At 73.1% G+C, this 20,578-nt stretch carries 17 protein-coding genes; 4 read left to right on the top strand and 13 right to left on the bottom strand.

All coding sequences use genetic code 11. The annotated features are described in order from the left end of the window. The first annotated feature begins 110 nt into the window (after positions 1 to 110). Positions 111 to 797, top strand: a complete 687-nt coding sequence (locus tag P5P86_RS03185) for a hypothetical protein (RefSeq protein WP_280609834.1) — start codon at positions 111 to 113, stop codon at positions 795 to 797. A gap of 6 nt (positions 798 to 803) precedes the next feature. Here the strand turns inward: P5P86_RS03185 and P5P86_RS03180 are convergent, their stop codons facing one another. Together P5P86_RS03180 and P5P86_RS03175 are read right to left on the bottom strand one after the other, a co-directional pair. After that, positions 804 to 2,321 (bottom strand): DUF7059 domain-containing protein, encoded by a 1,518-nt coding sequence (locus tag P5P86_RS03180; protein WP_280609833.1) that lies wholly within the window; start codon positions 2,319 to 2,321, stop codon positions 804 to 806. Between the two features lie 43 nt (positions 2,322 to 2,364). After that, positions 2,365 to 2,703, bottom strand: coding sequence for an anti-sigma factor antagonist (locus tag P5P86_RS03175; protein ID WP_280609832.1), 339 nt, complete (start codon positions 2,701 to 2,703; stop codon positions 2,365 to 2,367). 172 nt (positions 2,704 to 2,875) lie between these two features. Between P5P86_RS03175 and P5P86_RS03170 the strand changes: the two genes are divergently transcribed. Next, a complete protein-coding gene (locus P5P86_RS03170; RefSeq protein ID WP_280609831.1) occupies positions 2,876 to 5,203 on the top strand; it encodes a DNA 3'-5' helicase SftH in 2,328 nt (775 codons plus the stop codon). Here the strand turns inward: P5P86_RS03170 and P5P86_RS03165 are convergent. From P5P86_RS03165 to ssd, 9 genes are all read right to left on the bottom strand, one after another. Further along, on the bottom strand, positions 5,190 to 5,576 hold the full coding sequence (locus P5P86_RS03165; RefSeq protein WP_280609830.1) for an Rv3654c family TadE-like protein: 387 nt from the start codon (positions 5,574 to 5,576) through the stop codon (positions 5,190 to 5,192). The genes P5P86_RS03170 and P5P86_RS03165 overlap by 14 nt on opposite strands. After that, on the bottom strand, positions 5,573 to 5,935 hold the full coding sequence (locus P5P86_RS03160) for a TadE family type IV pilus minor pilin (RefSeq protein WP_280609829.1): 363 nt from the start codon (positions 5,933 to 5,935) through the stop codon (positions 5,573 to 5,575). Before P5P86_RS03160 ends, P5P86_RS03165 begins: the two co-directional genes overlap by 4 nt. Further along, on the bottom strand, positions 5,935 to 6,141 hold the full coding sequence (locus P5P86_RS03155; RefSeq protein WP_280609828.1) for a DUF4244 domain-containing protein: 207 nt from the start codon (positions 6,139 to 6,141) through the stop codon (positions 5,935 to 5,937). Before P5P86_RS03155 ends, P5P86_RS03160 begins: the two co-directional genes overlap by 1 nt. 214 nt (positions 6,142 to 6,355) lie before the next feature. After that, a complete protein-coding gene (locus P5P86_RS03150; RefSeq protein WP_280609827.1) occupies positions 6,356 to 11,818 on the bottom strand; it encodes a glycoside hydrolase family 3 N-terminal domain-containing protein in 5,463 nt (1,820 codons plus the stop codon). A gap of 117 nt (positions 11,819 to 11,935) precedes the next feature. Next, positions 11,936 to 13,030, bottom strand: coding sequence for an ROK family transcriptional regulator (locus P5P86_RS03145; RefSeq protein ID WP_280609826.1), 1,095 nt, complete (start codon positions 13,028 to 13,030; stop codon positions 11,936 to 11,938). A 79-nt stretch (positions 13,031 to 13,109) separates the two neighbouring features. Next, a complete protein-coding gene (locus P5P86_RS03140; RefSeq protein ID WP_280609825.1) occupies positions 13,110 to 13,850 on the bottom strand; it encodes a type II secretion system F family protein in 741 nt (246 codons plus the stop codon). Beyond that, entirely contained in the window at positions 13,847 to 14,608 is a 762-nt protein-coding gene (locus P5P86_RS03135) for a type II secretion system F family protein (protein WP_280609824.1), read from the bottom strand. The genes P5P86_RS03140 and P5P86_RS03135 overlap by 4 nt, the downstream gene beginning before the upstream one ends. Then, positions 14,605 to 15,768 (bottom strand): TadA family conjugal transfer-associated ATPase, encoded by a 1,164-nt coding sequence (locus P5P86_RS03130; protein WP_280609823.1) that lies wholly within the window; start codon positions 15,766 to 15,768, stop codon positions 14,605 to 14,607. The genes P5P86_RS03135 and P5P86_RS03130 overlap by 4 nt, the downstream gene beginning before the upstream one ends. Then, a complete protein-coding gene (ssd, locus tag P5P86_RS03125; RefSeq protein WP_280609822.1) occupies positions 15,765 to 16,838 on the bottom strand; it encodes a septum site-determining protein Ssd in 1,074 nt (357 codons plus the stop codon). The genes P5P86_RS03130 and ssd overlap by 4 nt, the downstream gene beginning before the upstream one ends. A gap of 122 nt (positions 16,839 to 16,960) precedes the next feature. On the opposite strand from ssd, the gene P5P86_RS03120 reads away from it, so the two are divergent. Continuing rightward, positions 16,961 to 17,773: an HAD family hydrolase gene (locus tag P5P86_RS03120; RefSeq protein ID WP_280609821.1), complete on the top strand. Its 813-nt coding sequence runs from the start codon at positions 16,961 to 16,963 to the stop codon at positions 17,771 to 17,773. Positions 17,774 to 18,039: 266 nt separating this feature from the next. Here P5P86_RS03120 and P5P86_RS03115 read toward each other — a convergent pair whose 3' ends face one another. Next, on the bottom strand, positions 18,040 to 18,765 hold the full coding sequence (locus P5P86_RS03115) for a Fic family protein (protein WP_280609820.1): 726 nt from the start codon (positions 18,763 to 18,765) through the stop codon (positions 18,040 to 18,042). Positions 18,766 to 18,857: 92 nt separating this feature from the next. Between P5P86_RS03115 and P5P86_RS03110 the strand changes: the two genes are divergently transcribed. Beyond that, positions 18,858 to 19,787, top strand: a complete 930-nt coding sequence (locus P5P86_RS03110) for a class I SAM-dependent methyltransferase (RefSeq protein WP_280609819.1) — start codon at positions 18,858 to 18,860, stop codon at positions 19,785 to 19,787. On the opposite strand, the gene P5P86_RS03105 is transcribed toward P5P86_RS03110, so the two are convergent. Next, positions 19,788 to 20,576, bottom strand: coding sequence for an SDR family oxidoreductase (locus tag P5P86_RS03105; RefSeq protein WP_280609818.1), 789 nt, complete (start codon positions 20,574 to 20,576; stop codon positions 19,788 to 19,790). Positions 20,577 to 20,578 lie beyond the last annotated feature (2 nt).

Raw genomic sequence — 20,578 nt, 5'->3', positions numbered from 1 at the left:
GCACCGCTGTGACCCCGCGCACGTCCGCTCTCCGGACTGTCGGTGCCCTCTGGCACAGTGCGTCACGGACGGCGAGACCCACCCGATCGAGCACCACCGGAGGTCTTGCCATGCACTACTACGACTGCCCCTGCGAGGACTGCCGCAGGCCCACGAGTGACGCGCTCTACCAGCGCGTCCTGACCGTCATCGAGCGGCTCGAGCAGGAGCTCGAGCGCCCCAGGGTGAAGGAGTACGAGACCGCGCTGCAGTGGCTCCAGGCCGTCTGCGGCGGCCCGGCGGCGGTGCGCGCGCTCGACACGGTGCCGCTCCGAGGTCCGGTGCCGTTGCCCGAGGACCGGCGGGTGGGCGAGGTGAGCGGGCTGCTGCGGACCGTCGCGGCCGAGCTCTTCGACACCGAGACCGAGGTGGCCTTCCTGCGCGCACTGGACCGACTGTGGTCGCTGGACCCGGGCCTGGTGGCAGGCCCGGTCGCCCCGGCGTACGTCGCGGCGGGCGTCGCCTGGGCCGTCGGGGAGGCGAACGGCTCGGTCGGGACCGACCGGCGGGTCACCTCCTCACGCCTGAAGTTCGCGCTGGAGACGCCGGGAGCCCCCTCGACCTACGCCCGGCCGATCAGGACCGCCCTCCAGGGGCTGTGGCGGTGGCAGGTCGAGCACACCTGGCCCGCGCCGGCGCTGCCGGCCCTGAGCCCCCTCGGTCACCTCGACCTGCTCACCTCCCGCACGCGGGTGCAGCTGGTCCGGGTGCGGGAGCACGCACTCGCGGCCCGCGCCGAGGACCGGGCGGCGGCGTGACACGGGTCAGGCCTGGGTCAGGAACCCCTCGCGCACCAACTCCTGGGCGACCGGCAGGTAGGTCGCGCGGGTCTCCTCGATCCCGCGGTCGAGGAGCTGGGCGAGCGCGTCCAGGATCTGGCCGAGGGTGAGGTCTCCGTCGCTGGCGCCGACGAGGGCCGCCTCGACGGTGTCGGCCTGGCGGGCCCGGCGCAGGCCGCGTTGCTGCCGCAGGATCACCGCACCGGGATCCTCGGCGCCGGGTGCCCCCAGCGTCTCCTGCTGGATGTCCTCAGGACGGGTCAGGCGGTCCTCCAGCCGCACCTCGAGGTGGGCGGCTCGCCCCCAGGCGGCGATCGCCGGCGCGATCGGCTGCTCGACCTCGTAGGGCCACTCGAGGAACTCGTGCCGAGGCGCCCGACCGCTCCGGTGCAGGTTGATCCAGCCGAAGCCGACCGCCTCGATGCCCTGCTCCTCGAACCAATGGAGCCAGGTGTCGTAGCGGTGCCGGTAGTCGTCGATGTGGGCACCGCCGGTCGAGGGGTGGTGACCGGCGTCCTTGAGCCACAGCTCGACGTAGGCCGCCGGATCGAGTACCTCGCGCTGCACCACGAACGCGTCGACCTGCTCCTCGGCGAGACCCCGACCGGCGCGCGCGAGCCAGCCGGCGAGGCGCTCGTCCCACGACGTCCCGCCCTCGATCACCCAGTTGGCCAGGATCTGGCACCAGCCGTCCTCGGCCAGCAGGCCGGGAGCCGCGCGCACGATGTCCTCCACGACCCGGTCGCCGGGCAGGCCGGAGTCGCGGTAGACCAGCCGCTCCCCGGTCGCCGGCGAGATGACGAACGGCGGGTTGGTCGCGATCAGGTCGAAGCGTTCCCCCGCGACCGGCTCGAAGAACGAGCCGTCACGCACGTCGACGCGGTCGGCCACGCCGTTGAGCGCTGCGTTGAAGCGCGTGACCCACAGCGCACGGCGGTTGACGTCGGTGGCCACGACCTGCGCGCTGTGCGCGGCCAGGTGGAGCGCCTGGACGCCGCAGCCGGTGCCCAGGTCCAGCGAGCGGCCGACCTCGTGCCGCATGGTGAGCTGGGCCAGCGAGGTGGAGGCCGGGCTGATCCCGAGCACGTGGTCCGACCCGACCCGCTGCGGCAGCCCGTCCAGACCCGGCGTGAGGTCGGAGACCACCCACAGGTTGGTCACCGCGTCCTCCCCGATGTCGGCCGCATAGGGCCGTACGTCGAGGCGCGCGGCGACCTCGCCCACCGACTGCGCCAGGATGCCCTCGACCGCGAGCTGGTCGACCAGGCCCGGGAGCGCCGCCTCCGCCTGCTCGTGACTCACCGGCGCCTGGAGCAGGAAGAGCCGCACCAGCGTCTCCAGCGGCGACCCCCCGCGGGTCCGGCGCAGTCCCGGCATGGTCTCGTTGCGGCCCAGCGCGGCATGCGCCAGCGGACCGAGCAGCTCGGCCACGCCGTCGTAGGTGAACCCGGCGCGCTCAAGGGTCTCGCGCAGGCGGAGGGGAAGGTCGCTCAGGTCGCTCACCCGCCCGAGCCTAGTGGCGCCCGAGGGGGCGCAGATCGCCGTGTCAGCCGGCGGTGACGGCGGCGTCCGCTGTCTCGTGGATGTCGAAGACCTTGGCCAGCCCGGTGATCCGGAAGATCTTGAGCAGCCGGTCCTGGGTGCACACCAGTCGCAGCGAGCCGTCGTGTGCCCGCACCTTCTTCAGTCCACCCACCAGCACGCCCAAGCCGGTGGAGTCGAGGAACTCGACCGCCTCGAGGTCGACCACCAGCTGGTAGACGCCCGCGCCGACGAGCTCGGTGATCTTGTCCCGCAGCTTGGGCGCGGTGTAGACGTCGATCTCGCCCCCCACGGCGACGACAGTCGTCGCGCCAACTTCGCGGGTGGCAAGCGTCAGGTCCACGTGAGTTCCTCCGATACGGGTGGCGTGGCTCCGGGCCGGCCATCCGATGCGCCGGCGCCCGCAGCCGAAGGCTATGTAATCACGCAACGGCGGCGCGCCGCTAAAGGTACGGAATACTGCGCGGTAGCCAACAGGATCCGCCGTTGTCGGTCCTCTTTGCCACAATCGGTGGGTGACCTCCTCCCCCGCTCTGCGCGCTCGTGAGCTGGGCGAGCTCGTGCACCGGCTCGCGGACGTGCCGGGTCGCGACGGGCGGCTGACCCACGTCGAGGTGCTGCCCCCGCGCGAGGCGGTGACGGCGGCGTGGCCGTCGTGGGCGGCGAGCGAGGTGGTCGAGGCGTTCGGCCGCCAGGGGGTGCAGGAGCCCTGGCGCCACCAGGTCGCTGCCGCCGAGGCGGCCCATGAGGGCCGACACGTGGTGCTGGCCACCGGCACCGCCTCGGGGAAGTCGCTGGCCTACCAGCTGCCGGCGCTCACGGCGATCCGAGCCGGCCGCGGGGCGCGCGGCGAGCGCGGCGCGACGGTCCTCTACGTCGCGCCCACCAAGGCGCTCGCCCAGGACCAGTTCAGCCGGATCCGCGGGCTGGGGCTCGACGTTCGTGTCACCACCCACGACGGTGACAGCAGCCGCGAGCAGCGTGACTGGACCCGCGACCACGGTGAGTTCGTGCTCACCAATCCGGACATGCTGCACCGCTCGCTGCTGCCCGCGCACGAGCGGTGGGCCGGTTTCTTCGCCACGCTGCGCTACGTCGTCATCGACGAGTGCCATCACTACCGCGGCGTCTTCGGCGCTCACGTCGCGCACGTCCTGCGCCGGCTCCGCCGGATCTGTGCCTCGTACGGCGCCGAGCCGACGTTCGTGCTGGCCTCGGCGACGGTGGCCGAGCCGGAGATCGCCGGTCGACGCCTCACCGGGTTGCCGGTGCTGCCGATCACGGCCGACGACTCGCCTCGCGGCACGGTGAGCCTGGCGCTGTGGCAGCCGCCGCTGACCAGCCATGCCGGCGAGAACGGCGCCCCCGTGCGCCGGGCCGCCTCCTCCGAGGCGGCAGACCTGTTGGCCGACCTGGTGGCCAGCGACATCCGCACGCTCGTCTTCGTGCGCTCCCGCGTCGGTGCCGAGCAGGTGGCGATGAGCGCCGCATCCCTGCTCGCCGAGGTGGACCCGTCGCTTCCTGGACGGATCGCCTCCTACCGTGGCGGCTACCTGCCCGAGGAGCGACGCGACATCGAGGCGCGCCTGCGGCGCGGCGACCTGCTGGGGCTGGCGGCGACGAACGCGCTCGAGCTCGGCGTGGACGTCAGCGGCCTCGACGCCGTGGTGATGGCGGGCTACCCCGGTCGCCGGGCGGCGCTGTGGCAGCAGGTCGGCCGCGCCGGCCGGGGTGCGGGGGATGCACTCGGCGTGATGGTGGCTCGCGACGACCCGCTCGACACCTACCTGGTGACCCACCCCGACTCGCTGCTCGGCACGCCGGTCGAGGCGACGGTGTTCGACCCCGACAACCCCTATGTGCTCGCACCGCAGCTGTGCGCGGCAGCGCAGGAGATCCCGCTGACCGAGGCCGACCTGCCGGCCTTCGGCCCCGCGGCCGCCGGTGTGGTCGCCTCGCTCACCGAGAGCGGGCTGCTGCGCAAGCGACCCCGCGGGTGGTACTGGACCGATCGCCGTCGCGCCGCCGATCTGGCCGACATCCGCTCGGCCGGAGGCTCCCCCGTGCAGCTGATCGAGGCGGAGACGGGACGCGTGGTCGGCACGGTCGATGCCGCCAGCGCCCACGGCACCGCGCACCGCGGCGCCGTCTACGTGCATCGTGGGGAGACCTATCTGGTCCACGACCTCGATCTGGAGGAACACGTCGCGGTGATCGGCCGAGCCGAGCCCGGCTACACGACCTCGGCCCGCGAGGTCACCGACATCAGCATCGTCACCGAGCACCGGCAGCAGCGCTGGGGCGATTGCCGGCTCTCCTTCGGCGAGGTCGACGTCAGCCATCAGGTGGTCGCGTTCCTACGCCGCCGCCAACCGGGCGGGGAGGTCATCGGCGAGGAGCCGCTGGACCTGCCCGAGCGCACGCTGCGGACCCGCGCGGTCTGGTGGACGGTTCCCGACGCGGCCTTGGAGGACGCCGGCCTGAGCGCGGCCGACCTGCCCGGCGCCGCCCATGCCGCCGAGCACTGCTCGATCGGGTTGCTCCCCCTGATCGCTACCTGCGACAGGTGGGACATCGGCGGCGTCAGCACCGCCCGCCACCCCGATACAGGTGTGCTCACCGTCTTCGTCTACGACGGTCATCCCGGCGGAGCCGGCTTCGCCGAGCGCGGCTACGAGGCCGCCCGCGAGTGGCTCAGCGCGACGCTGGAGACCATCGAGGCGTGCGAGTGCGTCGAGGGCTGCCCCTCCTGCATCCAGTCACCGAAGTGCGGCAACCAGAACAATCCGCTCGACAAGCACGGCGCCGCGCGCCTGCTCCGCCTCCTGCTCAGCGCGACGTAGCCGCGAGCTCGCTCGCCGGGCCAGCTCGCGCCCGCGCCGGGAGGTCGCCGTGAGCTCCGAGCCAGCGCGGGCCCGCGACGAGGACAGTGACGCCCACGTCGCGACCATCGATCGCGCACGCTGCCATCCTCGCGCCGTTCGCCACCGCGACCGACGTCGCCGCGGCACACGCCTGTCCGCCGTGCTCGATCGCCTGGGCCCCGGCCAGCGCCGCCAGGTCAGCGGCCGCCTGAGCGCGCCGGTGCGCAGCGACCATCGCCTCGACCACCCCGAAGGCCGCTGTGAGCAGGACCAGCACGCCGATCAGTGCGACAGCGAGGACGGTGACGGCACCTCGCTCGTCGCGATGCCGTCCGGGACCGACCCGCCTCACGGCGCGGCGCCCGCATCCTCGGACGCGGCCACCGCCGTCGCGTGCAACCGCACTCCGGGCAGGAAGCCCAGCACCCCACCAGGCCCGTGCACCCGGACGCTGGCCCGGGCCCTGACCTGCCCGGCCGGCTCGTCGATGAGGAGTGAGGTGCCAGCGACGCCTACCTGGCGCCCGTGGTCGATGGCCGTCGCCGGCGGGTCACCGCGGGCGAGCGCCCGCGCCGTCTCCCGAGCGGCGTCGACGGTGCGGACCTGGGCGACGCCCAGGCTCAGCAGCCAGACCATGCCGAGCACGACGGCCACGAGCACCGGCAACACCGCCACCAGCTCGGCCGTCGCCGCCCCTCGGTCGCGACTCATCAGATCCCCAGCAGGGACATCACGTGGTCGAAGAGCCTGTGCAGGAGCTCGTCGCCGAGGCCGCCGGTGAGCAGCTTGTAGAGCAGACCGGCCAGACCGGCGCCGGCAGCGGTGCCGACGGCGTACTCGGCGGTGGTGATCCCTCGATCGCATGCAGGGCCGCCGGCGGTGCGGCCCGCCGGCGCCGGGGCCTGAGGGTGGGTCATCTCGTCCTCCTGGATCGGGCCGCGACGCGGCGTGTGGTCTCCAGGCTCGATGAGTCGCGAGGCCGTCGCGACCACTCCGTCACGGGCTGTGGACAGCGTTGTTCGCGACGACTCCTGTGGACGGGATCGGCGCGCGAGCGCCCCCTGAGACAGCGGTGGCCGCCCCGGACCAGGTCCGGGGCGGCCACCGTTCAGCGGAGCGACAGGTCAGGCGTCAGGAGCGCTTGACCTTCCCGGTCGGCCGCGAGCTCGCCGACGCCGACGCATAGCCGGAGCGCGAGACCGTGACCTTGACGGTGATCCGCTTGCCCGCCTGGGCGTTGTGCAGGGTCAGCTTCGATCCGGTGGCGCCCGCGATCCGCCTGCCCGAGGCGTACCACTGGTAGTGCACGGTCACGCCGGACACCGACCACGACCCGGGCTTGGCGGTCAGCCGCTTGCCGACCTTCGCCTTGCCCTTGATCGAGGGTGCGTGCACCAGCCCGATCACGCCGGGTGCCACCGGCGCGCTCGGAGCGCTGGTCGCCCGGCCGTCGGCGTACCCGGCCTTGTGCGCGGTGACCGTCACCGAGAGCCGCTCGCCCACATCGCCCACCGTCGGGGTGTACGTCGCTCGCGTGGCTCCGACGATCGGTCGCCCGGACGCCAGCCACTGGTAGCTGAGCGTGACGCCGGCCGCGTTCCACGAGCCCGGCGTCGCACGCAGCGCGACGCCCACCTGCGGTGTGCCCCCGATGCGCGGGGCAGCCGTGCTGGTCAGCGCCGGCGTCGCCGCGGCGACCACCGGCAGGGTGGCCAGCGAGGTGGCGGGGTCGCTGTCGGCGTACCCGGCCTTGCTGACCGTCACCGTGACGGTGATCGCCTTGCCGAGGACGTCGGCGGTCGGCACGTACGTCGCACCGGTCGCACCCTCGATGCTCGACCCGTCGGCCTTCCACTGGTAGGACGGCGTGACGCCCTGGACCGACCACGCACCCGGGTTCGCGGTCAGCGTCTGGCCGACCTGGGCGGTGCCCGCGATGGAGGGCAGCGTCGTGTTGGTCGGTGCCGGGGCCTCGGTGGTGGTGACGTCGACCCCCGCGACGGACGCGAGCAGCTTGACCGCGTCGTAGGCGTCACCCGACTCGAGGTCGTGCTCGGCGTTCGCCGTGGCGGAGACGTCGGCCGCCGCCGGGTCGGCCCCCTGGGCCACGATCGCGCTCTGGGCGAGGTCGCGGGCCAGCGAGACGACGGTGTCGGACTGCTGCAACCGCACCGGGTCGAGCGGGTGTTGCTGCGCGGTCTCCACCGAGACGGCGTCGACCACCGACTGGTCGACCTGGCTGAGCGCCTGGGCGGCGTTCGCTACCAGCCGCAGCCCGACCTCGTGGTCGGCCAGCGAGCCGTCAGCGCCCCACACGTCGGCGTCCAGCAGCGCCTGCACCGCCGTCCTGGCCGAGCCGTCGAGACCGCCCACCAGGGCGGTCAGCCGCTGCCGGGCCGTGTCGGTGCGCAGGCCCCATCCGTAGGGGAACTCGGGGTCGTAGTTCGCGTCCCCGACGTTGACCGGGATCTGGTTCATGCTCGCCGGCCAGCTCAGCGAGAGCCGCCCGGTGAAGGGCTCGTCGCCGAGCAGGACCGAGGCCACGCCCTCACCCTCGGAGCCGGGCAGGAACCCGGCCACGACCGCGTCCGCGTTCGGCACCACCGAGCTGATGAGCTGCGGACGACCCGAGACCACGAGCACGACGCACTTCATCGCCCCACAGACGGTGTTGATCGCCTGGGTGTCGGCAGCGGAGAGGTTGAGCGTGTGGCCGTTGTTGCCCACGTCGCCCTGACCCTCGGCGTACGGCGTCTCACCGACCACGACCAGACCCTCGTCGTACCCGCTGGTCGCCGCCGTGGCGGTCTTGGAGTAGGTGACGTCGAGATGGGGCGCATCCGCCTTGATCCCGTCCAGGATCGTGGTGCCGGCGGTCATGCCCTTGCCCGAGCCGCCCTGCCACGACAGCGTCCAGCCGCCCATCTGGTTGCCCAGGTCGTCGGCGTTCGAGCCGGCGACGTAGAGCTTGCCGGTCTTGGCCAGCGGCAGCGCGTCGTGAGTGTTCTTCAACAGCACCTGCGACTCGGCGGCCGCCTGCGCAGCCGTCGCCCGGTGGGCTGCGCCACCGAACTGGTCGCGCTGACTGGTGTTCGTGAACGGCTTCTCGAACAGACCGAGCTCGAACTTCTGGGTCAGGATGCGCGAGACCGCGTCGTCGATCCGGGTCTGGGCGATCTTGCCGCTGGTCACCCCGTCCGTGATCGCGCTGATGAAGCTGGCGTAGTTCGTCGGCTCCATCGCCATGTCCAAGCCCGCGTTGACGGCCGTGACGGCCTTGTCGGCGTAGGTGGCGTCGGGCAGTTGCCCGATCGCCTGCCAGTCGGAGATGAGGAAGCCGCTGAAGCCCATCTTCTGCTTGAGCAGGTCGGTGTCGAGGGACTTGTTGGCGGTCATCTTGATCGGCGTGGAGCCGTTGATCGACAGCGAGGAGTACGACGGCATGATCGTGCCGATCCCCGCATTGATCGCCGGCACGTACGGCGTGGCGAACAGCGACTCGAACTGCTGCTGCGAGGTCACGTTCGTGATGCCCTGGTCGATCGGGTAGGCACCCGTGCCGGCCTTGGAGGCGTCGTACGACGTGCCGCCGTCGCCCGCCCAGTGCTTCGCGCTGGCCAGCACCTCGTCGGGGGCCGACTTGTCGGTGGCGTCCGAGCCCTGGAGGCCCTTGACGACGTCGCCGGCGAAGGAGGAGACCAGCGCCGGGTCCTCGCCGTAGGACTCGTAGGTGCGGCCCCAGCGCTCGTCGCGGCTGACGCACAGGCACGGCGCGAACGCCCAGGTGACACCCGTGGTGCGGGTCTCCGAGGCGGTCTCCTCGCCGATCTGCTGCACCAGCGCCGGGTCGCGGGTGGCGCCCAGGCCGATGTTGTGCGGGTAGATCGTCGCGTCCTTGACGTTGGAGTGGCCGTGCACCGCGTCGGCGCCGTACACCAGCGGGATCTGCAGCGGCGCGGCCAACGCCTCGCGCTGGAACCCGTCGATCATGCTGGCCCAGCCGTCCGGCGTGTTGCTCGACGGCAGCGAGCCGCCACCGGAGAGCAGCGAGCCCAGTCCGAGCTGGCTGATCTGGCGCGGGTTGGTCATCGAGCCGCGCTCGGCCTGGGTCATCTGACCGACCTTGTCCGCCAGGCTCATCCGGCCCAACAGGTCCTGCACCCGCGTCGCCACGGGCAGCGAGCTGTCCAGGTAGGGGAAGCCGTGCGCGTTGATCACCACGAGCGGAGCGGTCAGCGGGAGCGTGATCGCGGCGTTGGTGATGGTCAGCGGGATCTGCAGGGCCTCGGCCTGCGCCGCCCCGGCCAGGGTCGGGACGTCGCACGTCATCGTCGTACCCGAGGCGGTGCCGGCCGGGAACGTCACGGTGGTGTTGACGCTGGTGTAGTCCGTTCCGTTGACGGCCGCCGTCGTACCGGTCGCGCACTTGACTGCGGTCGCGGCCGTGGTGGCCTTGCCGGAGGCGGTGGTGAGCGTCAGCGCCACGTGGGCGGTGTCACCGGCGTTGACCAGGGTCACGTCCGGGACGCTGACGCTGATGTCGGTGAACTGCTGAGGGGTGCCGTAGAGGCCGACGTCGTCGATCGAGTACGGCGTGGCGGCGGTGCCGGTCGGCAGGTCCACCGAGAGGCCCCACGTCGAGGTCAGGTTCAGCACCCCGTCTCGGGTCGTGTCGCTGCCGTGCTGGAGGCTGTCGTCGGCGAGGGTGAATGCCGAGAACGGCAGCTGGACGAGCTTCCAGCGGCTGCCGTTGCTCCAGTTGTCGCGGAAGGTGGCGGTCCAGACCTCGGCGTGCGCGGCGTCGGGGCCGCCGTCCTTGATCTCGACCGGGATGACCGCACCGGTCTCGGCGGTGGCCGGCTCGGTGGACTGCGAGGCGTACCACCAGAACTGGATGCCGCGGAAGCTGCTCCAATCCTGCGAATAGGCGAGGTTGTCGTTCAGGCCGCCGGTGGCGTCCGCGGCGCGCTGGTAGGTCCCTGTGAGGACGTGGTTGTCGCTGACCTGACCGCGGTCCTGCGCCCCCACACCGACACTGATGCCGTCATCGGTACTGAACCAGCCGCTCTGGGCCTGGGCGTCGCCCGGGGTGAACGGCGGCTCGAAGTCGTCGAGCAGCACCCCGCGCGAGTAGAGGGTGAAGTCGTCGAAGCTGTAGTCCCCGGTCGCCGCGAAGTTCGTCAGGGTGACGGCGAAGCCGGTCGAGATGGACGGGTTGAACCGGGTCAGGGTGTTGCCGCTCTTGGCCTTGAGGTCCTTGAACAGCACCGTGATCTTGCGCCAGCCGGCGACGTTGTCCACGACATTGGAGGTGAACCCCTGCTCGGCGTTGCTGGCGTTGCGGTTGTGCAGCTCGAAGCTGAAGGTCTTGCCCGTGTTCTTGCCGAGGAACCAGAAGCTGAAGCCGTCGTAGGCCGACCAGTCCATCAAGATGTTGGTGCCGTCGGCGTTCTTCGGCTCGTAGGTGAAGCCGAAGTAGCTGCTGGTCTTGGCGACCGTGGCGACCAGGGCGTGGTTGTCGGCTGCGTCGCCGGGGACGCTCGCCGCCTGGGCGGACAGCACCGGGTTGTTCGCCGAGCCGTTGGCCCACACCGCGTACGTCGAGGGCACGCCGCTCTCGAAGTCGTCGAGCACCTTGGTCTGGCCGGTGTTGGCTAGCGTGCCGCTCGGCGTGATGCTCACGGTCGCGCTCGACAGCGCGGGCGCCACCGCGAGGCCGGTGGACGGTGCCGAGAGGGCGAGCTGGAGGGTGCGGGTGGGCGCGAGCGGACCTTCGGCCGTGGTCGGGACGGTCACCTGGACCGACGTCGCGCCGGTCGGGATGGTGACGTCCTCGTCCACAGCGGTGTAGTCCACCCCGGCCGTCGCCGTACCGTCGGTCGAGGTCACGTGCACGGTGGCGTCGTGGTCCAGCGGCGCCGAGAGCACCAGCGGCACGGTCGCCGCGGAGCCGGCCGCGGTGGTGTTGGACAGCGAGCCGAACTCGACCTGCGGGGTGTCGAAGCTGCCCCAGACCGAGAACGTGTAGATGGAGTAGCCGTAGTAGTGGCCGCCGACCGATGCCCTGGCGTCGAGGTCGAGTCGCACGTAGCGGGCCTCGACCGGGGCGAAGCTCGCCTGGTCGTTGTTCCCGCCGGTGCCGGTCGTGGTGGTGTAGACCGTGGTCCAGCTCGCCGGGTCGTCGGGGGCCGCCGTGGCCACCTCGATGTGATAGCCCGAGGCGTAGGCCGCCTCCCACGCGATCGTGGTGCCGGTGATCGTGGCGGGCGCCCCGAGGTCCTCGGTGATGGCGGCGGTCCACGGCGAGCTCACGCTGTCCGTACCGTTGCCGCTGGCCCACCGGGTGGTGCTGTCGCCGTCGATCATGTTCGACGCGGGGAAGTAGCCGCCATTGGTGGTGCCGGGGTCGTTCTGGACCTTGTCGGCCGAGATGGTGCCGAACCTCGCGAGGTCGGGGGCCGGAGTATCGGCCGAGGCGGACGGCAGCGTCGCCACGACTCCGCTGACCGCCAGGGTGGCACTCGCCACCAGGGCGGTCACCCCCCGGCGCCAGCGCGTCGCGTGCGCTCGCGTCCTGTGCGTCACAGATCGCACGTGTGTCTCCTTCGTCAACCGCTGTGGGCGCACGCCGGCCGAACGGCAGGCATGCTCCGGCGCAGTCGACACCAGGTATTTGTCCGGCGCCAGGACAGAGTCGCGGCGGTGGTCGTCTCAGCGCGCCAGCACGTACGGCGACGGGGTGGCCAGGGCATGCCACGCCTGACCGAGCGCCCGGTCAAGGGCGCCTCGCAGCTCCGACCGGCGACCGAGGACGGCAGCGCGCAGCGGCGCGTGGTGGATCCGGGAGGCGAGCGCGTTGTAGCCGGTGGCGATCCACTCGGCGAAGGGACCGGGGTCGCTTCCGACGGTGCCGCCGACGACGACCACGTCCGGGTCGACGAAGCTCGCGAGCTGCGCGAGCACCCCACCGAGCGCGGTGCCGGCCGCCTCGATCTCCGACGCCGAGGCGTCCGGCTCGACCGCCCGGGTGACCACGGCGTCGAGGCAGCCCGCACCGCCGCAGCGGCAGGGCAGGCGGGACCCGGGCACGAGCACGTGACCGATCTCCCCGGCCATGTGGTGGGCGCCGCCGAAGACCTGGCCGCCCACGGCGAGAGCGGAGCCGAGCCCTTCGCCGACCTTGACGAACAGCAGCGAGCGCGCGTCGTCGTCGTGCATCAGCTCACCCCAGGCGCCGGCATCGGCATCGTTGTCGACGATCAGCAGCGTCCCGGGCTCGAGCCGGAGCAGTTCGTGCGGACGGGCACCGGCCCAGCCGGGCACGTGACCGACGGGCGCGACGACGCGCTCGACCCCGACGACGGGGAAGGGCAGCGAGACGCCCACGGCGACCAGGCGCCGGCCGCGGACGCCCACGCGAGCGATCGCGGCGTCCAGAAGCCGGCGGGCCGCCCGGAACGTGGCGGCCGCATCGGCATCGACGTCGAAGACGATCTCCTGTTCGTGGATCGCGCGGCCGTCCAGCTCGCTGAGGATCACCGCGATGTGCCGGTGGCTGACGTCGATGCCCGCGGCGAGGCCCTGCTGCGGCGCGAGCTGGACCCGCGACGTCGGTCGCCCGCGCCGTACCGGCCCCGCAACGCGGCGCTCGATCAGCAGGCCCTCGGCGACCAGCTCGGAGACGACCTGGGCGACGACGCTGCGCGAGAGGCCTGTGACCTGGCCGAGGTCGCCCCGGGTCGAGGCCAGTCCACGGCGTACCGACTCCAGCAGGGTGAGCCGCGTCGGCGGTTGCGGAATGGACATGCAGGCGGACGGCTCCTCACGAGGGTGGAGGCCACAGTGAACCGGTCACGGCCTGTGACGTCAATCACCTCCCGTGTGCTCACCACGACAAGGACGTGAGCAGCCCACCGACGAGCGGCACGATCCCGATCAGCAGGAACGCGGGAAGCAGGCACAGACCCAGCGGCGCGGCCGCCCGCACGCCGACGGCGCGGGCCCGCCGCTCCGCCGTGGCGTGCGCCTGCCGGGCGAGGTCGTCGGCCAACCTCGCCACCGCTTCCGCGACCGACAGTCCGCCCTCCTGAGCTCGACCCAGGGTGCGGCCCAGCGGAGCGAGAGCGGCGTCCTGGCCGAGAGCCGCCCAGCCGGCGGCCGGATCGGCACCGAGTCGCAACCGCACGGCGACCGGCCGGAGCCGGTCGCTCGCCGGTCCGGGCAGCGCGTCGGCGACGATCTCCAGGGCCTGGGCGGGAGGGGCGCCGGCGTCGAGCGCCAGGCCCAGCAGCCGGACGACGTGAGGCAGCTCGCGAACGCTCCGCTCCCGCGCACGTCTGGTGGCGGCCGGCTCGGCCCGACCGGCGGTCGTCCAGGTCAGGGTGGCCGCCACCGGCACGGCCACGAGTCCGAGCGGACCGCCCAGGAACGCCCAGGCGCCCACACCGGCCGAGGCGGCGAGCAGCCATCGCCACCGGTGGTTCCAGTCGACGTCCGGCCCTGACTCGCGGACCTCCGGTATCCATCGGTCGGACCGGAGCCGACGGGGCGGTCGCTGGGCCAGCGCGGCGGCGAGTGCCGCACATCCCGCCGCGCCCCACAGCTGCCACCACGTGCTGGGGTTCACGACTCGACCCCCGCCGCGATCCGCTCGATCCAGGCCAACCCCGCCCAGCCGAACAGCAGACCCAGCGTCAACGAGGCCAGCCCGAGTGGTGTGCCGAGCAGGAACACCCAGGGTCGTCCACCGACGCCGGCGCCCATCAACAACGCCGCGACCGGAAGCAGCGCGACCAGCCGGGCGGTGGCGCGCGCCGAGGCGAGCTCGCCCACCACCACCTGCCGGGTGACCGCCGCGGCGCGCAGGTCCCTCGCCACCCGGTCCACCGCCTCCGCCAGGCCCTGGCCGGTGCGGTGGGAGACGGCCCAGGCTGCGGCCACGATCCGCAGGTCGCCGCCGCCCGGCAGCTCGGCCGCCACCTGCCGCCACGCCGCCGGGACGTCCGCCCCCATCCGGAACGCCTCGGCGACCGGGCCGAGCGGCGGCCACGCGCTCGCGCACCGATCCAGCGCACCGCCCGACGGCTGGCCCGAGGCCAACTCAGCCGCCAGCTGCTCGCAGGTCTCCACGACGCGCCCGGCGACGGTAGCGGCCGTCGATCGCCGAGCTCGGGCGCGCCACAGGAGCCAGGCCCCCAGCGCCACCCCCGCCGCGATGCCGGCCAACGGCCACCATCGGGCCGGGACGGTGAACGGCAGCAGGATCGCCGCCGCCCACCACCAGCGCCGGTGCGCTCGCGTGCTGCGCTCGGGCGATGGTGGGGCCCCGAGGAGCAGCATCACCGCTGCGGCGGCCGCCAGGCCGGCCGTCACCCCCGTACTCATGCCAGCAATCCGCTCAGCGCCTCGGCCGCCGGTCCTTCGCACACGCCGCGCGGCCCCCATCCGATGGCCGGCTCCATCACGACGAGTCCGGACGGCTCTCGCCGTGGCACAGCGATCTCCAGCAGCACCCGCCTGCCCTCGACCCGACCCAGGTGCAGCACCACATCGAAGGCGGAGGCCAGCTGACTGTGCGCCGCCTCTCGTCCCAGCCCGGCGGCGAGCGCCAACGCCTCGACCCGGGCAGGAACGTCGCTCGCGGAGTTGGCGTGCAAGGTGCCGCAACCGCCCTCGTGGCCGGTGTTGAGCGCGGCCAGGAGGTCGACGACCTCGGCCCCCCGCACCTCCCCCACGATGAGCCGGTCCGGGCGCATCCGCAACGCCTGCCGGACCAAGGCGCTCACCTCCACTCGCCCCGCGCCCTCGATGTTGGCCGGCCGGCCCTCGAGCCCGATGACGTGCGGGTGCCGGGGCCGCAACTCGGAGGAGTCCTCCACGATGACGAGCCGCTCGCCGGGATCGGCGAGGGAGAGCAGTGCCGCCAGCAACGTCGTCTTGCCGCTGCCGGTCCCGCCCGTGACGAGGAACGCACGCCTCGCGGCGACGAGACGGCGCAGCAGATCGGCTCCGCCCGCGGTGAGCATGCGGTGCTCGACCAGCTCCGCCAAGTCGAACGCACGCCGCTGCGGCACCCGCAGCGAGATCGCCGTGCCGGGGCGGGCCAGGGGTGCGAGGACGGCGTGGAAGCGGGTGCCATCGGCGAGCCGGACGTCCGCGTACGGCGCCGCGTCATCCAGCCGCCGACCCGCCGTGGCCGCCAGCCGCTGCGCCAGCCGACGCACCGCCGCCTCGTCGGGGAAGGAGACGGCCGCCTGCTCCAGCCCGGCGCCGCGGTCCACGAAGACCTGGTCGGGCCCGTTGACCAGCACGTCGGTCACGCCCGGCAGCCGCAGCAGCGGCTCCAGAGGTCCTGCGCCGACCACGTCCCGGCGCAGGGTCTCGTAGACGGCGAGCACCGTCGCATCACCGACCGGCCGGCCCGCGGCGCGCAACGCCTCGGCCACCCGGTGCGGCGTGAGCGGCCCGGCGGACCTGGCCAGCCACTCCCGCACCCGGTCCACCACCTCCGGGGCCAGGTCGATCCCCGCGCTCGAGACGCTCATGCCGCGACCGCCCGTACCTTGAGCCTGCCCAGCACCTCGGCGGCGGCCCGGGCCAGCGGTCCGCGGCGGGCGCGCAGCGGCCCGAGACCGAGGTCGATCGCCTCGGCGAGCCCCCGTTGATCGGCCATCGCGGCGCGCACCGGCAGGCCGACGGCGCGTGCCACCGCCTCGGGACCGACCCGGCCCCCGCGTACGACGAGGCCGAGGTGACCGGGGTCGGCCCCCGGACCACCACCGCGATCGACCAGGCTGTCGACGAGCCGGGCGGCCGAGGCGATGCCGGTGATCGTCGGGGTGACCACCACCAGCACCTCGTCGCAGCGCCCCACCAGCTCCACGCTGCCGGGGCCGCGGGGCAGGTCGAGCACGACCGTCTGGTGGCCGCGGGCCGCCGCCGAGAGCACCTCCCGCACCGCCACCGCGTCCGGCAGCGCCGGGGCTCCCGGCGCGCCGCGCGCCCAGGAGAGCGCACCGAGGGCGCCGCGCCTGGGCAGCGCCTCGCGCAGCGACCGCGAGCCGAGCCGACCGGCGGTATGGGCCAGATCGGGCCAGCGCACCCCTGCCTTCTCCTCCAGACCCAGCACGCGGTCGATGCCGGGACCGAGCGGGTCGGCGTCGATCACCACCGCCGGACCGCTCTCGGCGGCCGCCTGGCCGAGGGCACACGCGAAGGTGGTGCCTCCGGCGCCGCCCGAGCCGCTGACCACGCCGAGCAGGAGCCCGCGGCCGCCCGGATCGTCGCCCAGGTCGGTGAGCAGGGCGGTCAGCCAGGAGGCACCGTCGGGCAGCTCCACGACGTGCTCGGCGCCGACCGCCAGAGCCGACCGGAAGACGTCCTCGCCGGCCGCACCCCACCCGGCGACGTGTACGGCCGGTCGCCGCGGAGGCCCCATCCGGGCCAGCCCCGCGAGCAGGTCGGCTCCCACCACGACGGCCGGGGCCCGCGACCAGGCGCGCAGCGCGGTGGACAGGTCGCGAGCCACCTCGGGCGTGACGCCGGCCGCGGCAGCCAGCCGCAGCAACTCGTCGAGAAGCAGGTCGTCGGCCGTGATCAGGAGCAGTGCTGTCATGTCTCGGAGCGTGCCCGCGACCCCCGACGTACCGAACCTGGGCCGAAGGTCCCTGTGGATCGGGACGCCTGAAGCGGGGATTGTGGACGAAAACGGGCGGGGTCGGCACCTACGATGGGCCCATGGACCTGGGAAGGGCGGCGCCGGCCCGCGAGGCCGCGTTCTTCGACCTCGACAAGACGATCATCGCCAAGTCGAGCACGCTGGCCTTCAGCAAGCCCTTCCAGGCCGGCGGGCTGATCTCCCGCAAGGCGATGCTGCGCAGCGTCTACACCCAGTTCGTCTACGTGCTCGGCGGCGCCGACCACGACCAGATGGAGAAGATGCGCCACATGATGTCCGAGCTGGTCACCGGCTGGGACGTCAGCACCGTGCGTGAGATCGTCGCCGACACGCTGCACAACGTCGTGGATCCGCTGGTGTACGACGAGGCCGTCCAGCTCATCGAGCAACACCATGCCGAGGGACGCGACGTGGTGATCGTCAGCGCGAGCGGCTCGGAGGTGGTCGAGCCGATCGGCCAGCTTCTCGGCGCCGACCACGTGGTCGCCACCCGGATGGAGGAGCGCGAGGGTCACTACACCGGCACGATCGCCTTCTACGCCTATGCCGAGCACAAGGCCGAGGCGATCCGTGACCTGGCCCGCACCCACGGCTACGACCTGAGCCGCAGCTTCGCCTACTCCGACTCCATGACCGACCTGCCGATGCTGGAGGAGGTCGGCCATCCCTTCGCGGTCAATCCGGACAAGGAGCTGCGCCGGATCGCGAAGGAGCGCGACTGGCCGGTGCTGATCTTCACCAAGCCGGTGGCACTGCGCACCTCCCTGCCGCCGGCGGGGCCCACGCTGGCGGCGCTGGCGGTCGGTGGCGTGGTCGCCATCGGTGGCGTGCTCTGGGCGGGCGCCCGGGCGCGGCGCCGCGTCGGTGCCTGATCGGCGCAGCGGGCTGATCTCCCGGATCGGGTCGATGTCAACCCCTTGAAGCGCGGCGCGATGCGGCGTACAACGGGAGTCGAGGAACAACTCGATACCTACACGTGACCGGAGTACCCACGCGGCGATCTACCCTTCCGACAGGGCGCGATGCCGAGCGGGAACCAGTCCCGCGGCAGCAGTTGATGATGCACGCTTGGTAGCCCCGGTTCGCGTGTTCGCGGTGGCACTCGATCTGCCGATCGAGTGCCACCAGCATGTCCGGCTCAGGTCGCGTCGCGGCGTAGCGGCGATGCCTCCGCGCCCGCGGTGAACGCCTCGGCGGCGTACAGCAGCCACGAGTGGAGGCCCGAGCGCTGACCCGACGCGTACCCGCGCAGGTTCGACTCGTAGGCGTCGCGCAGCGCGAGGTGGCCGGCCTCGGGCACGACCAGCGAGGTCGGGTCGACGCCCCGAGCGACGAGCACGAGCCGCTCGGCTGCGCGGGCGACGATCCCGTTGTGCGAGGCGAACGGGGCCACCGTGGCGAGGTCGGCGTGCACGATCGCGGCGAGCACGAGCGCCGGCGTCGCGGAATCGGCGGCGAGCAGGTCGGCCAGGCCGCGCAGTCGCTCGACCTCCTGCGGTCCGCGCGGCCGGCCCAGCTCGTGCTCGGGCAGGGTCCCGGCGGCCGCCACGGCGTGCAACCGGGCGAAGGCCTGCAGCGGCGTACGGCGCAGCACCGGCACCAGCGCGAGCAGCTCGGTCGAGAGCCGTACGGCGTCGCGCGCGATCGCGTCCCCACCGGACTCGCGGACCTCGGCCAGGGTCGAGCCCGACCCCTCCAGCACCGCGGATGCGTGGGCCCCGCGGAGCAACGACTCCCCCGTGATGTCCGGCGCCGTACGACGAAGGCCGCGGTCGCGCAGCATCACGTCGATGCCGTCGCGGGCCCCGGCGAAGGCGGAGGCGACGCCCTCCAGCGACACGAGCCAGGCCAGCGGTTCACTCACGTATCCGCAGCCTAGGCCACCGGGTGACGACACGGACCGCCGGCTGCGCGGTATCACCGGACATGCCCGCCCACGGCGCTACCCTGAGCAGGATGACCGATCCAGCGCTCTCGTTCGGAACCGCAGCCGCCGCCTATGACCGCGGCCGGCCGGTCTATCCGCGCGAGGCGGTCGCCTGGGCGCTGGGTGAGCGGCCGCTGCGGGTGCTCGAGCTCGGTGCCGGGACCGGCAAGCTCACCGAGGTCCTCCTCGACCTGGGCCACGACGTGTTCGCCACCGAACCCGACGAGAAGATGCTCGACGTCCTCTCGACGAAGCTGCCCGATGTGCGCGCCACGGTGGGCACCGCCGAGCAGATCCCGGCCGGCGACCAGCAGTACGACGCGGTGATCGCGGGGCAGGCGTTCCACTGGTTCGACCAGGTGGCGGCGCTGCAGGAGATCAGCCGCGTGCTCGCCCCTGGGGGCAGGCTCGTGCTGCTGTGGAACCAGCGCGACGAGCGCATCCCGTGGGTGCGCCGCCTCGGCCGGCTCATCGGGCGCCAGGAGCAGGACGTCGACCCGAGTGCCGTCATCGACGACTCGGCGCTGTTCAGCGCCGTCGAGGAGCAGCAGTTCCGGTTCTGGCAGGTGGTCAACCGCGAGACGATCCAGGACCTGGTCCTCTCCCGCTCCAACGTCACCGTGCTCGCCGAGGAGGACCGCGAGGCCAAGCGCGCGGAGGTGCTCGCCTTCTACGACGACTACGGCCGCGGCATGGACGGCATGCAGCTGCCCTACACCTGCCGCGTCTTCCGCGCCGCCGTGCTCGAGCACGCCCGGCCCGCCCCCGCACCGGCGACCTCGCCGATCCTGATCAGCGATCCGGTCCCTCCGACGCCGCTGGTGAACCCGCCGGGCCCGCCGTACCCGCCGCGCTCGATGAGCGATACCGCCCACCGGCTGCCGCGCGTCGTCACCGACGGCGTCGGCCCCGGCGAGCGCGACGACGGTGACGACCTCATCCTGATCGACTTCCGCTGATCAGACCGAGCGCCACTCGGTGCTCTGCAGGTCGTGGCCGTGGGCGGCCATCAGCAGGAGGCCGCCGTCGACGGCGTAGGAGGAACCGGTGACGTACGCCGCCCGCGGGCTCGCCAGGAACCCGATGACCGACGCGACCTCGTGCACGTGGCCGGGGCGCCCGGTGGGGTTGCCCGGCCGCTCGGTCGCGTAGGCGTCCCGCTCCTCGGTGCCGGTCATCTCGGTGGCGATCTCGCCCGGCGCGACGGCGTTGACGGTGATGCCGTACTCGGCCAGCTCCAGCGCCATCACCTTGGTCAGGCCGCCCAGCCCGGCCTTGGCGGCGCAGTAGGCGGCGGCACCGTAGCGCGGAACGTGCTCGTGGACGCTGGTGACGTTGACGATCCGGCCGCCGTGGCCGGCGTCGACCAGCCGCTGGGCGGCGCGCTGGGCCACCAGGAACGGACCGTCGAGGTCGGTGGCGAGGACCTGCCGCCAGCGCTCGTAGGACACGTCCAGGACGCGGTCGGAGTGCCCGGTGCCGGCGACGTTGACCACCACCCCGAGGCCGCCCAGACGCTCGGCCAGCCGGTCGACGATGTCGCCGGCCCGCGGGCTGGCGGCGTCGTACGGCTCGACGAACGCACGCTGACCGCGCGCCTCGACCGCGCGAACGGTCTCGAGCACCCCCTGGTCGTCGTGGTGGAAGGTGAGGCCGACGTCGTATCCCTCGGCTGCCAGCAGCGCGGCTGTCGCGGCGCCGATGCCGGAGTCGCTGCCGGTGACGATGGCGAGTTGCGGATGGCTCATAC

It is taken from the genome of Nocardioides sp. BP30 (assembly GCF_029873215.1).
Lineage (GTDB): Bacteria > Actinomycetota > Actinomycetes > Propionibacteriales > Nocardioidaceae > Nocardioides.
Note: the sequence above shows the minus strand (reverse complement) of the source record. Positions and strands in the feature narration are given on the sequence as shown.

Excerpts from the sequence above, each read along its gene's own strand:
- P5P86_RS03185 (WP_280609834.1), top strand. The coding sequence starts at position 111 with ATGCACTACTACGACTGCCCCTGCGAGGACTGCCGCAGGCCCACGAGT.
- P5P86_RS03160 (WP_280609829.1), bottom strand. The coding sequence starts at position 5,935 with ATGAGTCGCGACCGAGGGGCGGCGACGGCCGAGCTGGTGGCGGTGTTG.
- P5P86_RS03155 (WP_280609828.1), bottom strand. The coding sequence starts at position 6,141 with ATGACCCACCCTCAGGCCCCGGCGCCGGCGGGCCGCACCGCCGGCGGC.
- P5P86_RS03145 (WP_280609826.1), bottom strand. The coding sequence starts at position 13,030 with ATGTCCATTCCGCAACCGCCGACGCGGCTCACCCTGCTGGAGTCGGTA.
- P5P86_RS03135 (WP_280609824.1), bottom strand. The coding sequence starts at position 14,608 with ATGAGTACGGGGGTGACGGCCGGCCTGGCGGCCGCCGCAGCGGTGATG.
- P5P86_RS03130 (WP_280609823.1), bottom strand. The coding sequence starts at position 15,768 with ATGAGCGTCTCGAGCGCGGGGATCGACCTGGCCCCGGAGGTGGTGGAC.
- ssd (WP_280609822.1), bottom strand. The coding sequence starts at position 16,838 with ATGACAGCACTGCTCCTGATCACGGCCGACGACCTGCTTCTCGACGAG.
- P5P86_RS03120 (WP_280609821.1), top strand. The coding sequence starts at position 16,961 with ATGGACCTGGGAAGGGCGGCGCCGGCCCGCGAGGCCGCGTTCTTCGAC.
- P5P86_RS03110 (WP_280609819.1), top strand. The coding sequence starts at position 18,858 with ATGACCGATCCAGCGCTCTCGTTCGGAACCGCAGCCGCCGCCTATGAC.
- P5P86_RS03105 (WP_280609818.1), bottom strand. The coding sequence starts at position 20,576 with ATGAGCCATCCGCAACTCGCCATCGTCACCGGCAGCGACTCCGGCATC.